Here is a 13521-nt window from a genome sequence, read left to right on the forward strand (position 1 = left end):
GGGCGCCGCGCAGGCAAGGGACGGAGCTCGCAATCGAAAGGCCGGGATCATCTCCCGGCCTTTTCCTTGTCGAGGTTTGGGGCCGTCAGGCCGCAGCCGCTTCCGGCGCCGATACGCCCTGCGACGCGCCCTCGCGCAGCCCCAGGATGTGGCAGATCGAATAGACGAGATCGGCCCGGTTCATCGTGTAGAAATGGAAGTCGCCGATGCCGCGCTCGGCGAGATCGAGCACCTGTTCGGCGCAGACAGCCGCCGCCACATGGCTATGGGTATGCGGGTCGTTCTCCAACCCGGCGAAACGATCGGCCAGCCAACCGGGGATCGAGGCGCCGGTCGCGGCCGAGAAGCGCGCGACCTTCGTGAAGTCGTGGATCGGCACGATGCCCGGCACGATCGGCACGTAGATCCCGGCCCGCCGGACGCGCTCGACGTAGCGCTCGAAAATGTCGTTGTCGAAGAAGAACTGGGTGATCGCCCGCGTCGCGCCGTTGTCCACCTTGCGCTTGAGGAGGTCGATGTCGGTGGCGAAATCCGAGCTTTCGGGGTGCTTCTCGGGATAGGCGGAAACAGAGACCTCGATGGCGGGATCGATGCGCTTGATGCCGGCCGTCAGATCCACCGCGTTGCGGTAGCCGTCGGGATGGGCCTCGTAGGCACCGCCTGCTCCACCCTGCCCGTCGCCGCGCAGCGCCACGAAATGGCGCACGCCCGTCTCATGATACTGGCGCACCACGCCGTCGACCTCCTCGCGCGTGGCATCGACGCAGGTGAGATGCGCAGCGGGCTTCAGGTCGGTCTCTGCCAGCAGGCGCTGCACCGTATGGTGGGTGCGCTCGCGGGTCGAGCCGCCGGCGCCGTAGGTCACCGAGACGAAGTCGGGCTGCAGCGGGGCCAGACGCTGGATCGAGCGCCACAGAGTCTCCTCCATCGCCGGGATCTTGGGCGGGAAGAACTCGAACGAAACGCGGATCGGCGACCGCGGAGACTTGCGTTGAGCCATGACGGCGATCCTTCAGGCGGTTGATGCTTGGCGCCGGGCCCGGTCGGGCATCTCGGCGGACAGGGGGCGACGGGCGACCAGAACCGTCACCGTCAGTTGGTCCGGCCGGTCGTCGGCCGGAGGCAGCGAAAGCGTCGTCTCGACCACGAGGCCGGCCGCCACGACGAAGGCAGACAGCGTCGCCTTTGCGAAACCGAGGCGCAGATGCGCATGCTCGCTGCGCAAGAACTCCAGCTGATGCGGCGCGAAATCGACGATCGCCAGCCGACCGCCCGGCCGCAAGGCGGCTGCGGCTTCGCGCACCGCGGCGGCGGGATCGTCGAGATAGTGCAGAACCTGATGCAGGGTCACGAGGTCGAAACTGCCGCGCGGCACCGGCAGGCGGTAGGCATCGCCCTGGCGCACGGTGGCGCGGGTCAGGCCTGCCGCGTCGAGCTTGGCGCGGGCAACGGCCAGCATCTCACGCGAGGCATCGACCCCGACGGCCCGCTCGCTCATCGGCGACAGGAGTTCGAGCAAACGCCCCGTTCCGGTGCCGACATCGAGGAATGCGCCGATGTCGTCGCTCCCCAGTGCGCCGAGCAGCGCGCGCTCAACCTCGGCATCCGGTACGTGGAGCGAGCGCAGGCGGTCCCACTGCTCGGCATTGCGAGTGAAATAGTCGGCGGCCCGCGTCGAGCGATCGCGGCGCACGTCGCCCAGCCGCTCGCGATCCCGGGCGAGAAGCCCTTCCTCGTCGAGAATGCCGCTCTCCAGCGACTGCGCCAGCGCCGTCACGAGCGGATCGTCGCCGAGCCGGAAATAGGCCCAGGCGCCCTCCTGATGGCGCAGCACCGTGCCGGACTCGACGAGAAGCTTCAGATGGCGCGAAATGCGCGGCTGAGACTGGCCGAGGATCGTCGTGAGGTCGGACACCGTCAGGTCGTGGCCCGACAGCAGCAGCACGAGCCGCAGCCGTGTCGGCTCAGCAATCGCCTTCAGGATGTCCACGGTACGGTCGAACGAGGCCGGCATCACGGCCCTCCCTCGGCCAACATCACATAAAGATATGTTTATGTGTTTCGCGTTGGTTTCACAAGCCGTGCGTGCCCGTGCCGGTTCCCCTCGCGCGGGTCCGGCTCTAGCTTGGGCCAATGACCGATTGTGCGACCCCCGCCCGCCCCGGCGAAACCCTCCTGCCCTTCGATGGCCGACAGGCGGACGACGCCCGCCTCACCTTCATCGGCCGCGTCCGCACGCCGTGGACGCAGCGCTCGGACTGCCCGAAGAACCTGCGCGTCGCCCGAGAGCGGATGGAGGGCGCGAGTATCGAGATGGACGCGGCATTCCGGCCGGCCCTCGCCTCGCTGGAGACCGGACAGTGGGTGTTCCTGCTAACGTGGCTGCACGAGGCGCGGCGCGATCTGGCGACCCAGATGCCGCGACATGCAACGCAGGCGACCGGTACGTTCGCGTTGCGCTCACCCGTCCGGCCCAATCCGATCGGCCTGCATCTGGTAAGGCTCGTGGCGATCGACGCCGCGGCCGGCCTTCTGCGCATTGATGCGGCCGATGTCCTGGACGGCACGCCGCTCCTCGACATCAAGCCCTACTTCGCCTCCGTCGATCAGCCGCCGGAGGCCTGACATGGCCACCGAGCGCCAGAAGGCCATCGCCCGTCACCTGACGCTGCTGATCCCGCGCGTACCCTTCCTCGACGCCGAGGCGATCCGCACCGATGCCGGCTCGAAGCACATGCGCGATCTGACGCCGGCTGCCGCCATCTGGCTCGCGACGGTGGCCCACATCCGGCACCAGCATACGGATTACGACGAGTTGCGCGACGAGGGCTACGAGCGGGACGAAGCCCGGTTCTTCGTGCTGGAGGCGGTCAACGAGGTGCTCGACCGCTGGGGCTCGACGCGCCCGCTCCTGTCGGAACCCGATGCCGACGAAGAGGTGTCGGAGGGCGACGACGAAGAACCGGCGTCGGCCATACGCCAGCGACCGGACGCGGACTGAGGCGCCTGATTATTCGTAGATCCACTGCTCCGGCAGGCGCGCCTCGACCGCCTCGCCGAGCGTGATGCGACCGGGCTTCTCCACCCAGGCAACGAGACCGCGGCGATACCTGCCGGCCTTGACGAAGCCGAGGTCGATGTCGGCTCGGCCCTCGTAATTCGAAGCGATCGAACGCCCCGACAGCCGGCATGGACCGTTGTCGCCATCGATCTTCAGCGTCACGCCGCCTTCGAAGAAGAGCAGCGTGCGCGGCGGCAGCCAGGTCAGACGCTCGATACCGTCGAGCACGAGATTACCGCCGATCCACTCCGGCTTCACCTCGGGAACGTCGAGAGTGGCGGCGATTTCCGCCAGTTCGGCAAAGGAGAGGATCGACAGCTGTCGCTCGTTGCGGATCTCGGTACCGCGCGGATACCAGGGCTCGCGTCCACCTGTGCGGCGGGTCGCGCCACCATGGAAATCCTCGACGATGCCGTCGAAGCCGAGTTCCAGTTCATCGGCCGGCGCTGTCACGAAATCGCCGCCCGCCGCCCTGTAGAGACCGCCGACGGTGGCCTGCAGCTTCCGGGCGCGGTGGCGCTTGGTCCCGGTGGTCATCGTCGCGTCAGTCATGGCGGTGCGGATGCTCGTCGGACTTCAGGTCGATCGGCTGGGTGCGTGGCTTCGCCTTGAAGGTGACGACGCGGTAGACGTAGATCAGCACGACGATGGCGATCACGGCGTTCGAGACGGGGCCGACATATTCGTTCACGCGCTCGTATTGCTGCGCCAGAAGATAGCCGGCAAAGGCGAGGCCCGCCGTCCAGACCACCGTACCGATGGCCGAGAAGAACAGGAACGTGCCGAGTGACATGCGCGACAGGCCGGCGGGGATCGAGATCAACGTGCGAACCGTCGGCACGAGACGCCCGAGCATCACCGCCCAGATGCCGTAACGCCGGAACCACGTGTCGGCGGCCTGGACGTCCTCGGCCGACATGGTGATCCAGCGGCCGAACCGGTCGGCCAGCTTGACGATGCGCTCCTCGCCGACGAGCAGGCCGAGATAGTACCAAGGCAGGATTCCGAACAGCGAGCCGATCGAGCCCGCCAGGATGACCGCCCAGATCGAATGCTGCCCGGTCGCCGCCTGATAGCCGGCGAGAGGCATGATGATCTCGGAGGGAATGGGCGGGAAGATGTTCTCAAGGAACATCAGCAGCGCGATGCCGAAGACACCAAGATTGTCCATCAGGCCTTGAACGAAGGTATCCATGCGGCGGTGGCTCTTTCACATCTCGGAGTCAGGGTCTCGCGGCCCAGTAGCATTCCGCTGCGCCGCCGTCACCGGCCGGCCGTCCGATGGATCGCGGTAGACCGGCCGTGCGAGAACGCTAGGCCGACGGTTCGGACCGCGATGCGGCGGCTGCGCGCCGGGCCGCATGGGCGTCCGCGATGGCCTCAGCCACCTGATCGCCGGTGTACGGCTTCTGCAGAATCGGGTTGTCGCGCCATTCTTCCATGATGCCGTTGCGGCCGTATCCGGTGGCGAAGACGATGGGGATATCGCGACTGCGCAGATACTCGGCGACCGGATAGACCTTCTCGCCGGCAACATTCATGTCGAGCACCGCGACGTCCACCGCGCGCAACGCGCCAAGCATTTCGAGTGCCCGCCCGACGCGCATGGCCATGCCGACGATCTCGCAGCCCAGCTCTTCCAGGATGTCTTCGAGTTGCATCGCGACGAGGCTTTCGTCCTCCACCGCGAAGACGCGCAGGCCTGCGCAGGAGGAACCGTCAGTCATAGGCGGTTTGTCCAAGATCCTCGATCTCTGTTCGCTTCAGCCTGAACATCCACGTGAGGCTCCCGCTGCCGAAGTCAACCTGCAGGTTGCCCTCCAACTCGCCGGTGATGATCCGCTCCAGCATGCGCATGCCGAAGCCGGGCGTCGGCTGCGCGCCTTCGGGAAGCGGCGTTTCGTGCCAGCGGAAGACGAGCTCCTGGCCGTCATAGGCCCACCCGATGCGCAGCAATCCGCCGGCCTGGGACAGCGCGCCGTACTTCACCGCGTTCGACGAGAGTTCATGGAAGACAATCGCCAGCGCGATGGCCGCCTTCGGACTCAGCGTGACGCGCAAGCCGTGCAATTCGAACCGGTCGTCGCCGAAGGCGCCGAGTTCCAGCCGCAGGATCGTCTCAAGATCCGCCGACTGCCAGTGCTGCTCGCTCAGGAGATTGTGCGCGTTCGACAGGGCAAGGATCCGGGCTTCGAAGACGCGGCGGGCGTCCTCCCGGTCGGCATTGGTCCGGAACGAGCGCCGGGCGAGCGACTGGACGGTGGAGAGCGTGTTCTTCACGCGGTGGTTCAGTTCGTCGATCAGCAGGCGCTGACGGTGGTGCGACCGCACGGCGTCGGTTCGGTCGTAGGCTTGAACGAAGATGCCGGAGACGGCGCCCTGCCGGTCGCGAATCGGATGATAGGAAAGATCGATGAACGCCTCGCGCGGCATGGCGCTGGTGCCGTCGCTGATGAGGACGCGCGTGTCGGAGGCGATCTGAGCTTCGCCGGTCTGGTAGACTTGGTCGAGCATGTCGAAGAAGATCTGTCCCGCGATGTCGGGAAGTGCGTCGCGCACCGGCAGCCCCAGAAGGTCGCGCGGCCCGACGAAGGCGCGGTAGGCCGTGTTGGCGAAGGTAAAGATGTGGTCGGGGCCTTGCAGCAGGGCGACCATGCCCGGCGACAGTTCGAACAGGCGCTGGAATGCCTCGGTCTGGTTGACCGTCTCCTTGTACGCTTCCTCGACCTCGCGCGCGCGCTGCACCAGCGCCACCTCGCCCGGCAACACCTGGAACGGCAGCGTCGCCGCTGCACGCAGGCGCACGATCTCCGTGATGTCGACGGTGTTCTGGAGGATGAACATCACCTCGCCGGCTTGATCGAAGAGCGGCGAGTGAACGGCGGTCCAGTAGCGCTTTTCGGTGCCGCCGCCGAGTTCCTCCGGTCGGGGAATGTCGTATTCGACATAGGCGAGCGTGTCGGGCTCGCCTGTCTGCAGCACCCGATCGAACGACGTCTGCAGTCTGCGTCCGGCCTCGCCGTCGTTGGGGAAGGCCTCGAAGACGTGGCGCCCGACGAGATCCGCCTCGCCCTGCATCGTCGCGATCTCGTAGGCGTGATTGACGGCCGCGAACTTCAGATCGCGGTCGAGAATCATGTGAGGGCTGGGAAGAGCCGAGAACAACTGGTGGAAGCTGATCCGATTCATCGAATGCGCCTGATGTGTTGTGTCTGGCAATCGGAACGGATCACCGCTGATCGGGCGAAGCGTCGCACTCCGCCCACCGGCCTCATCGCCGGCTGCGCACTGATGATAGGCGGAGCGGAGCGATGGGACAGGGGACGGAGGTGCAAACTTTACGTCAGCGCGTCAGACGCTTGTAGGTCGGGCGCTTGGGGTTGACGGAATCGGGTCCGAGACGACGGATCTTATCCTGCTCGTAATCGGCGAAGTTGCCCTCGAACCATTCGACATGGCTGTCGCCTTCGAAGGCCAAAATGTGCGTCGCCAGCCGATCGAGGAACATGCGATCGTGGCTGATCACCACGGCGCAGCCCGCGTATTCCTCCAGCGCATCCTCCAGCGCCGTCAGCGTCTCGGTGTCGAGATCGTTCGTCGGCTCGTCGAGCAGGATGACGTTCGAGCCCGACTTCAGCATCTTGGCGAGGTGCACGCGGTTGCGCTGGCCGCCCGAGAGCGTGCCGACCTTCTGTTGCTGGTCGCCGCCCTTGAAGTTGAAGTTGCCGACATAGGCGCGGCTGTTCATCTCGTACTTGCCGAGCTTCATGATGTCGCTGCCGCCCGAGATCTCTTCCCAGACGGTCTTGTTCGGCGCGAGGTCATCGCGGCTCTGGTCGACATAGCCGAGGTCGACGGTCGATCCGATGTCCACCTTGCCGCTGTCGGGCTTCTCCTGGCCGGTCAGCATCTTGAACAGCGTCGACTTGCCGGCGCCGTTCGGGCCGATGATGCCGACGATGCCGCCGGCGGGCAGCTTGAACGACAGGTTCTCGATGAGGACCCGATCGCCGTAGCTCTTCGTCAGGTTCTCGATCTCGATCACCTTCTGGCCGAGGCGTTCGCCGGTCGGGATGACGATCTTGCCATCGGCGGGCCGGCGGTTCTCGGCAGCCTCGACCAGCTCGTTATAGGCCTGGATGCGGGCCTTGGACTTGGACTGGCGGGCCTTCGGCCCCTGCTGCATCCACTCGCGCTCGCGCGAGAGGGCGCGCATGCGGCTGTCGTCCTCGCGGCCCTCCTGCTGCATCCGCTTGCCCTTCTTCTCGAGATAGACCGAGTAGTTGCCCTCGTAGGGCACACCCCGGCCGCGATCGAGTTCGAGGATCCAGCCGGTCACGTTGTCGAGGAAGTAGCGATCGTGGGTGATCATCAGCACGGCGCCCTCGTATTCGCGAAGGTGCTTTTCCAGCCAGCCGATCGTCTCGGCGTCGAGATGGTTGGTAGGCTCGTCGAGGAGCAGGATGTCGGGCTTCGACAGGAGCAGCTTGCACAGCGCCACGCGGCGCTTCTCGCCGCCCGACAGCGGGCCGACGGTCGCCTCCTTCGGCGGGCAGCGCAGGGCGTCCATCGCCATTTCGACCTGGCTCTCGAGGTCCCAGAGGTTCTGGGCGTCGATTGCGTCCTGCAGCTTGGCGCCCTCGTCCGCGGTCTCGTCCGAGTAGTTCATCATCAGTTCGTTGTAGCGGTCGAGGATCGCCTGCTTGTCGGCGACACCCTCCATCACGTTCTCGAACACGGTCTTGGTCTCGTCGAGCTTGGGCTCCTGCGCCAGGTAGCCGACCGTCGCACCGTCCGCGGCCCAGGCCTCGCCGGTGAAGTCCTTGTCCATGCCGGCCATGATCTTCAGCAGCGTCGACTTGCCGGCGCCGTTCGGGCCGAGAATGCCGATCTTGGCATTCGGGTAGAAGGACAGGAAGATGTTCTCCAACACCTTCTTGTTGCCGTAGGCCTTCGTGAGGTCGGCCATATGGTAGATGAACTGGCGAGCCATCGAGCGCGCGTCTCCGAAACTAAGGGTCGATAGGATTGCGGCACAGGTAAGCCATGAGGCTCCGATGAGCAACAAATCGCCGGTCGAAATCGGCGCCCGCAGCTTCAGCGCCGAACAGCGCGGCGTCCTGACCGGCATCGCGCTCGCCGTCATTGCGCCGCCGTTGGCGATCGCCGGGCTCCTGCGGGTCTTGGCGGACATCGCGCCCGTGCCGGCCGTCGCCTTCGCGCTGGCCGCCCTGCCGCTGGCGGCCTGTATTGGGCGCATCGCTGCCTATCGGTTCACCGCGCCTGCGGCGATCGACGGATCCGTGCCGCCCGGTGACGCGGCGCTCGGGCGCCTGCGCGCCATTCTCGCCAACACGCTGGAGCAGACCGTGCTCTTCGTTCTCGCGCTCCTGGCGTTGGCGCCCGTCCTGCCGCCGAGCCTTGCCGCATTACCAATCGCGATGGCGATCTGGTTCGTCATCGCACGCGCGATCTTCGCCGCGACCTATGCTAAGGGAGCCGCCGCGCGGGCCTTCGGCTTCGCGGCGACCTTCTACCCGAGCCTTCTCGGCCTCGTGGCGGCGCTCGTTCTGGCACTTCGCTGACGCGCGCCGCCCCGCCGATCCCTGATGGAACCTCCCGCATGATTCGACACATCGTCTTCTTCAGCGCCCGCAACCGCGAGGACCTGCCGCGCATCAAGGCCGGGCTGGAGACGCTGGGGGCGATCCGCCACCACGACCATTTCGAAGTCGTCGAAAACGCCCGCGTCGATCCGATGGGCAATGCGGTGGATCTCGTGGTCTATGCCGAGTTCCGCGACCGCACGGCGCTCGACGCCTACAAGGCCGATCCGATCTACGACGCGTCGACGCAGGCCGTGCGCCCGTTGCGCGAGATTCGCTACTCCGCCGACTACGAGATTCCCGACCGGACCTGAGCGCGGCCTCAGCCGAAGCCGGGCGCGTCCACGATGCCGCTTCGGCAGCCGCGCGGCTGGGTGGCGCCGGCGAGGATCAGCGGTCCGAGGTCGGCATCTTCGCGCAGCGGACCGCGGAGCGAGATGCGGATTTCCTGCAGGAGCCGGCGGCCGTCGTCGCCCGAAGCGCAGTCGATCAGCACCCGGGCGCCCGCGCCGCGACCGAAGGCGCGGTCGAACGCCGCGCGCACGGCATCGGCCTGCAGGTCCTCGCCCACGGCCGCCTCGAACACGCGCCGCACGTCGGATCGGTTGAGCGCGTCGAGAAGGCGGATCGAATCGCGGAAGTAGCGCTCCTCGCCGCCGCCGTGGCAGGTGCCGTGCGACCACCACTCGTGCCGGTCGAGCCCGGAGGCGACGCCCGGCATCGCCAGATCCAGCGCCCGGCGCGTCGCGACCGTCAGCTCGATCGCCGGCAGGCGCATCCAGTCGCCCCGCTCATCGGTCTCGCGGATGCGGGCGGCGACGCCGCAATACTCGCGTCCGCGCGGCTGTGGCCAGAGCCCGTGCAGCGAGAAGCCGCCGCTGGCCACGCCGCCCGACCGGCAATCGCGCGAGCGGGGTCGAATTTCGCAGAAGGCGGGATGCCAACTGGCCGCGAGGATGAAGTCGCCGGAGGCTGCCTCGTCCTCGGCGCCGGCGGATGATGCGACACGATCCGTGGTTCTCGCAGGCGCTTCCGCCGGCAACTGAGGCTGAACCGAGGCCGACGACGATCCGTCGCCGACGCGCCCGCATCCGTAGGGGACCCAGCGGCGGTCCGGCTCGGCACCGGGCACGCGGATCAGGTAGTGGCTGCCGGGAACGGCGTTGCGGCCGAGAAGATCGTAGGAGCGCCCGGGCTCCGTGACGATGCGGCCGGAATTGTCCTCGGACCGGATCGAGGGCGTCGCGAAGCAACTCGCCTCCGCCGTGAAGCTGCCGCTCATCGGCACCTGCGCGGCGGCGGCGCCCGGCATCAGCGCCGCGAGCATCGCGGCCATTGCCGCGAGCGCACTTCGCCGCGGCGGCGTCCCCGCACCGCCGGCACCCGCCACTTCGGCACGTCCGCCGATTGCGATTGCGCGACAGCGCCCCATTTGATGCGTCATCCACTCTCCAGAGCGCCGAAACGACATTGCCCGAGCGTCCTTTTCTTCTCGACAGCCCGACCGGCGCCGCCATCAATCTGTATCGCACACGCCCGCTCGGCGAGGTGCGCGGCGTTCTTCTCGTGCTGCACGGACTGGCCGAGCATGCCGGCCGCTACGGCCGCCTCGCCCTCGAGATGGCGGCGCGCGGCTTTGCCGTCTACGCCCCCGACCATCGCGGGCACGGCTCCACCACCGCCATCGACGCCCCGATGCGACGTTTCGCATCGAAGGCCGGACCGGCCAAGCTTCTGCGCGACATCCATGCCGTGCGTGCACGCGCCGAGGCCGATCATCCCGGCAAGCCGGTCTTCGTGCTCGGCCACTCGATGGGCGGCCATCTCGCCATGAACTACGGGCGAAAGCACGGCGAAGGGCTGGCCGGGCTTCTCGTCTGGAACGCCAGCTTCGAGGCCGGCTGGCAGGAGCGGCTCGGCCGCGTGGCGCTTCGCGCGGAAAAGGCGCTGAAGGGATCCGACGTCGCAAGCGCGCTCTTTGCCCGCGCGACGTTCGAGGCCTGGGGCCGGGCGATCGAGCCACGGCGCACGATGGCGGACTGGCTCAGCCATGACGAGCGCGCCGTGGACCGCTACAATGCCGATCCGCTCTGCGGCTGGACGCCGACGATCTCGATGGTGGAAGACCTCTTCGCCCTGATCGAGGATGCCCGCTTGCATTCCGGCCTCGCCGACCTGCCCCGGCGCCTACCCATTCACTGCCTCGGCGGCACGCAGGATCCGGCGACGCAAGGCGGTCAGGCGGTGCGCCGGCTGGCTGCCCGACTGGAGGAGGCCGGCTCGCTCGATGTTCGATGTCGCATCGTCGAGGGCGCCCGTCACGAGACGCTGAACGAAGTGGAGCCGATGCGCCAGGAGGCGGTGGACGAACTCCTCGACTTCCTGGAACATCACTCCGTCGTGGCACCCAAGCCGATCGGCGCGCCGTAAACCTCGGGGTCGCGTCAGACGTCAACCCTGCTTTGCATTGGGCGCGGCGGCGACCAGCCGGAAGGTTTCCAACTCGTCGCGCGTCAGCACATAGAGCTCGTCGGCGGGCGTCTGCATCGCCTTGATCCAGACCTGCGGATCGACGCCCATGTCGACGAGCAGCTGCTGGCACTCAGCCGTGGTCGCCTGGATGTCGGCGATCGAGCGCCCGAGGTCGCGGAGTGGACCACCCGTCCCCGCGTCGACCGCATAGACCTGATGTACGCCGACCCAGGCATCCTCTCCGGCCGACCGTGCGACCCCGCCGGAGAAAAGAAGCGGGCAGGCCGAGGCGCAGTAGCCGTCGGCCGGCACCGCCGTCTCGATCCCGCGTTCGCGCACGAGCCGCGCCATCGCCAGCGCATCCCGCACCGAGCCGCCGGGCGAATGCAGCACGAGAACGCCTGCACCCTTGCCCTCGCCGTCGAGAAAACGGGTGAGATCGTCGGCGCTGCCGGGATCGATCCGCCCCACCGCCGAAACGGTGCGCTCATCCGCCCGCACGAAGCGCATGGGCCGTGCCAATGCATCGTCCGGGAGCGGGCTCTCGAAGCCGGGAATGGCCGGCTCGCCCCGGTTCGGCGCGACGGGAACGGCACGCGGCAGGTAGGGCCGCACCTGATCGCCGGGCACCGGCCGCGACAGCGGCATCGGCTCGGTCCGGCGCATGCGCGAGCGATCGCCCTCGCCCTGCGTGGCGCGCTGGATGTCGGTGGCGAGGATCGTGCCCGCCAGACCGACGACGCCGAGGAAGACCGCGCGCAGCATCGCGCCGTCGGGAATGGCCAGCAGCCGCCGCTCGAACCAGCCGGGCGTCGCATGGACGTCGCTCACCGCGTCAGGACCGCACGGTCTTGGGATAGGCGGCCGGGCCGGGATCGTTCTGCTGAACGATCCCGTCGTCCTCGACCACCAACCGCGTCGGCGCCGCGCCGATCTCGCTCTCGGTGACGAGGCGGCGCTGGAGGCGGATCGCACGCATCATGTCGAGCGCGCTCATGTCGCCGATCTCGCTGTCCTCGTCGCTCTCTTCGCGCCGGATCTGGTCCTGCACGATGCAGAGGATGAAGACGAGCACGGCCGGCATCAGGTCGATCGAGATCGCCCCGGCCCAGGACGGCAGGAAGTCTCGGGCATACATGACCACGGCTTCCGGCGCCGAGAGCGGCGTGAAGCGCACGGTCTCGACGCGCGGGCGATCGAGGATCGAGTCGGCCGCAGCCGCCAGTGCGAGGCTCTGCTGGCGCACGGCGGTCTCGACCTGGCCCACCACGGCCGACTGCCGGCCCTGAAGCGCCGCGTCGGCGCCATCGGCGGCCGGCGCGATGAAGGTGCGGCCGAGGTCTTCGGCGGCGCGTTTGACGGCCGGCGCGACGGACGTCTGCTGCAGCGAGCCGATGATGCCCGCCAGTTCCGTCGCCTGCGTGGCATAATCGGTGGAGCGCGGCTTGACGCTGCCGTCGGCGGCGACCAGTCGGCGCATCTCGCCGAGCCGTTCGCCGCCGTCCTTGAACAGGGCGCTGACATCGTCGCGCGAGGTCTCGATCTCGGTCTGCAGGCCGGACAGCTGCGTCGACATCTGCGACAGGAGCTGCACCACGGTGCCCGAGCCCGACGTGCCGGTCAGCGCGCCCGACGAGCGCTCCTCGTCCGCCAGCCGGGCGAAGCGCTGCGAGGCCAGCTGGATGTCGGGCAGCAGGCTTTGGGCGGCCAGCGCGTTCTCGTGCGCCTCGTTCAGCTTGCCCTGATAGGCCTCGGTGGTCACCGACATATGCTGCTCGAGCGCCGCCGCGCCGGCCAGCGCCGCGGCGTTCAGCCAAGCCGACATCGCCATGATCATCGCTGCGCCGAGCGCCATGGCGACGTAGAGCATCCGCCGCCCGGCGGGCCGGCGCACATGCGGCATGATCCGCATCAGGTAGGTCCAGAAGGCGTAGATGCCGACCGAGACCGAGACGGAGTAGATCACCGCGCCGAAGAAAACGGTGGAGGCATCGCCATCGAGAAGCTCGCGGACCCCGAGATAGGTGAAGACGCCGCTGGCCGTCGCGAGGATCGCGAGGGTCATTCGGGTCATCAGTTCGAGCCGCGCGATCTGGCCGCGCAGCGTGTAGGAATGCGATGCGGCCATGCGGTTCCCCGAAACACACAACAAGAGCCGACGGGAAGCCGGCCTGAATGAGGCTTAAGAGAGGATTAAGGCCAAGCCGCGCCGCAGGCTAGGCGGCGTGCCGCCCTCCCGCCGATGTGATGAGCGGGGCGGGATAGAGAGGTGCCGCGACACCGTTATCCATCCGCCATCGTACACGAGATTGCATGCGCGAGGGACCTTCGTGCATCGAGCACCCCGTCACGGTGATGCAGCGATGAGACGCGTAGTCCCTG

15 protein-coding genes are annotated in these 13521 nt (G+C 67.8%); 5 read left to right on the forward strand and 10 right to left on the reverse strand.

Annotation, left to right across the window (positions count from 1 at the left end):
- Nucleotides 1-85: 85 nt before the first annotated feature.
- Both metF and AUL33_RS02165 read right to left on the reverse strand, forming a co-directional pair.
- Nucleotides 86-1000, reverse strand: a complete 915-nt coding sequence (gene metF, locus AUL33_RS02160; RefSeq protein ID WP_062203183.1) for a methylenetetrahydrofolate reductase [NAD(P)H] — start codon at nucleotides 998-1000, stop codon at nucleotides 86-88.
- Between the two features lie 12 nt (nucleotides 1001-1012).
- Nucleotides 1013-2014 carry a metalloregulator ArsR/SmtB family transcription factor gene (locus AUL33_RS02165; protein WP_062203185.1) on the reverse strand — a complete coding sequence of 334 codons (1002 nt, stop codon included), beginning with the start codon at nucleotides 2012-2014 and terminating at the stop codon, nucleotides 1013-1015.
- A gap of 119 nt (nucleotides 2015-2133) precedes the next feature.
- Between AUL33_RS02165 and tsaA the strand changes: the two genes are divergently transcribed.
- A complete protein-coding gene (gene tsaA, locus AUL33_RS02170) occupies nucleotides 2134-2625 on the forward strand; it encodes a tRNA (N6-threonylcarbamoyladenosine(37)-N6)-methyltransferase TrmO (RefSeq protein ID WP_062203187.1) in 492 nt (163 codons plus the stop codon).
- Between the two features lies 1 nt (nucleotide 2626).
- The gene (locus AUL33_RS02175; RefSeq protein ID WP_062203190.1) at nucleotides 2627-3001 is read left to right on the forward strand and encodes a DUF2293 domain-containing protein; all 375 of its coding nucleotides are present in this window, start codon (nucleotides 2627-2629) and stop codon (nucleotides 2999-3001) included.
- 9 nt (nucleotides 3002-3010) lie between these two features.
- Here AUL33_RS02175 and AUL33_RS02180 read toward each other — a convergent pair whose 3' ends face one another.
- The 5 genes from AUL33_RS02180 to ettA form a co-directional block, all read right to left on the reverse strand.
- Entirely contained in the window at nucleotides 3011-3598 is a 588-nt protein-coding gene (locus tag AUL33_RS02180) for an MOSC domain-containing protein (protein ID WP_156419237.1), read from the reverse strand.
- A gap of 7 nt (nucleotides 3599-3605) precedes the next feature.
- Nucleotides 3606-4256, reverse strand: a complete 651-nt coding sequence (locus AUL33_RS02185; protein ID WP_062203194.1) for a DedA family protein — start codon at nucleotides 4254-4256, stop codon at nucleotides 3606-3608.
- A 118-nt stretch (nucleotides 4257-4374) separates the two neighbouring features.
- Nucleotides 4375-4788 carry a response regulator gene (locus tag AUL33_RS02190; protein WP_062203196.1) on the reverse strand — a complete coding sequence of 138 codons (414 nt, stop codon included), beginning with the start codon at nucleotides 4786-4788 and terminating at the stop codon, nucleotides 4375-4377.
- Nucleotides 4781-6250 (reverse strand): sensor histidine kinase, encoded by a 1470-nt coding sequence (locus AUL33_RS02195; RefSeq protein WP_082652251.1) that lies wholly within the window; start codon nucleotides 6248-6250, stop codon nucleotides 4781-4783. Before AUL33_RS02195 ends, AUL33_RS02190 begins: the two co-directional genes overlap by 8 nt.
- 154 nt (nucleotides 6251-6404) lie before the next feature.
- Entirely contained in the window at nucleotides 6405-8054 is a 1650-nt protein-coding gene (gene ettA / locus AUL33_RS02200; RefSeq protein ID WP_062203201.1) for an energy-dependent translational throttle protein EttA, read from the reverse strand.
- Nucleotides 8055-8118: 64 nt separating this feature from the next.
- Between ettA and AUL33_RS02205 the strand changes: the two genes are divergently transcribed.
- Both AUL33_RS02205 and AUL33_RS02210 read left to right on the forward strand, forming a co-directional pair.
- A complete protein-coding gene (locus tag AUL33_RS02205) occupies nucleotides 8119-8646 on the forward strand; it encodes an MAPEG family protein (RefSeq protein WP_062203203.1) in 528 nt (175 codons plus the stop codon).
- Between the two features lie 38 nt (nucleotides 8647-8684).
- A complete protein-coding gene (locus AUL33_RS02210; RefSeq protein WP_062203204.1) occupies nucleotides 8685-8981 on the forward strand; it encodes a Dabb family protein in 297 nt (98 codons plus the stop codon).
- A gap of 8 nt (nucleotides 8982-8989) precedes the next feature.
- Here the strand turns inward: AUL33_RS02210 and AUL33_RS02215 are convergent, their stop codons facing one another.
- On the reverse strand, nucleotides 8990-10003 hold the full coding sequence (locus tag AUL33_RS02215) for a hypothetical protein (protein WP_062203206.1): 1014 nt from the start codon (nucleotides 10001-10003) through the stop codon (nucleotides 8990-8992).
- A 134-nt stretch (nucleotides 10004-10137) separates the two neighbouring features.
- Here AUL33_RS02215 and AUL33_RS02220 point away from each other — a divergent pair, with 134 nt between their 5' ends.
- Nucleotides 10138-11097 (forward strand): alpha/beta fold hydrolase, encoded by a 960-nt coding sequence (locus AUL33_RS02220; protein WP_062203208.1) that lies wholly within the window; start codon nucleotides 10138-10140, stop codon nucleotides 11095-11097.
- Between the two features lie 21 nt (nucleotides 11098-11118).
- Here AUL33_RS02220 and AUL33_RS02225 read toward each other — a convergent pair whose 3' ends face one another.
- Entirely contained in the window at nucleotides 11119-11970 is an 852-nt protein-coding gene (locus tag AUL33_RS02225; protein WP_062203210.1) for a hypothetical protein, read from the reverse strand.
- Between the two features lie 4 nt (nucleotides 11971-11974).
- The gene (locus AUL33_RS02230; RefSeq protein ID WP_062203212.1) at nucleotides 11975-13267 is read right to left on the reverse strand and encodes a hypothetical protein; all 1293 of its coding nucleotides are present in this window, start codon (nucleotides 13265-13267) and stop codon (nucleotides 11975-11977) included.
- Nucleotides 13268-13521: the final 254 nt, after the last annotated feature.

The sequence above is a fragment of the Aureimonas sp. AU12 genome (assembly GCF_001463705.1).
GTDB lineage: Bacteria > Pseudomonadota > Alphaproteobacteria > Rhizobiales > Rhizobiaceae > Aureimonas.

Coding starts and splice junctions, on each gene's coding strand:
- metF (WP_062203183.1), bottom strand. CDS start 1,000: ATGGCTCAACGCAAGTCTCCGCGGTCGCCGATCCGCGTTTCGTTCGAG.
- AUL33_RS02165 (WP_062203185.1), bottom strand. CDS start 2,014: ATGCCGGCCTCGTTCGACCGTACCGTGGACATCCTGAAGGCGATTGCT.
- tsaA (WP_062203187.1), top strand. CDS start 2,134: ATGACCGATTGTGCGACCCCCGCCCGCCCCGGCGAAACCCTCCTGCCC.
- AUL33_RS02175 (WP_062203190.1), top strand. CDS start 2,627: ATGGCCACCGAGCGCCAGAAGGCCATCGCCCGTCACCTGACGCTGCTG.
- AUL33_RS02180 (WP_156419237.1), bottom strand. CDS start 3,598: ATGACCACCGGGACCAAGCGCCACCGCGCCCGGAAGCTGCAGGCCACC.
- AUL33_RS02185 (WP_062203194.1), bottom strand. CDS start 4,256: ATGGATACCTTCGTTCAAGGCCTGATGGACAATCTTGGTGTCTTCGGC.
- AUL33_RS02190 (WP_062203196.1), bottom strand. CDS start 4,788: ATGACTGACGGTTCCTCCTGCGCAGGCCTGCGCGTCTTCGCGGTGGAG.
- AUL33_RS02195 (WP_082652251.1), bottom strand. CDS start 6,250: ATGAATCGGATCAGCTTCCACCAGTTGTTCTCGGCTCTTCCCAGCCCT.
- ettA (WP_062203201.1), bottom strand. CDS start 8,054: ATGGCTCGCCAGTTCATCTACCATATGGCCGACCTCACGAAGGCCTAC.
- AUL33_RS02205 (WP_062203203.1), top strand. CDS start 8,119: ATGAGCAACAAATCGCCGGTCGAAATCGGCGCCCGCAGCTTCAGCGCC.
- AUL33_RS02210 (WP_062203204.1), top strand. CDS start 8,685: ATGATTCGACACATCGTCTTCTTCAGCGCCCGCAACCGCGAGGACCTG.
- AUL33_RS02215 (WP_062203206.1), bottom strand. CDS start 10,003: ATGGCCGCGATGCTCGCGGCGCTGATGCCGGGCGCCGCCGCCGCGCAG.
- AUL33_RS02230 (WP_062203212.1), bottom strand. CDS start 13,267: ATGGCCGCATCGCATTCCTACACGCTGCGCGGCCAGATCGCGCGGCTC.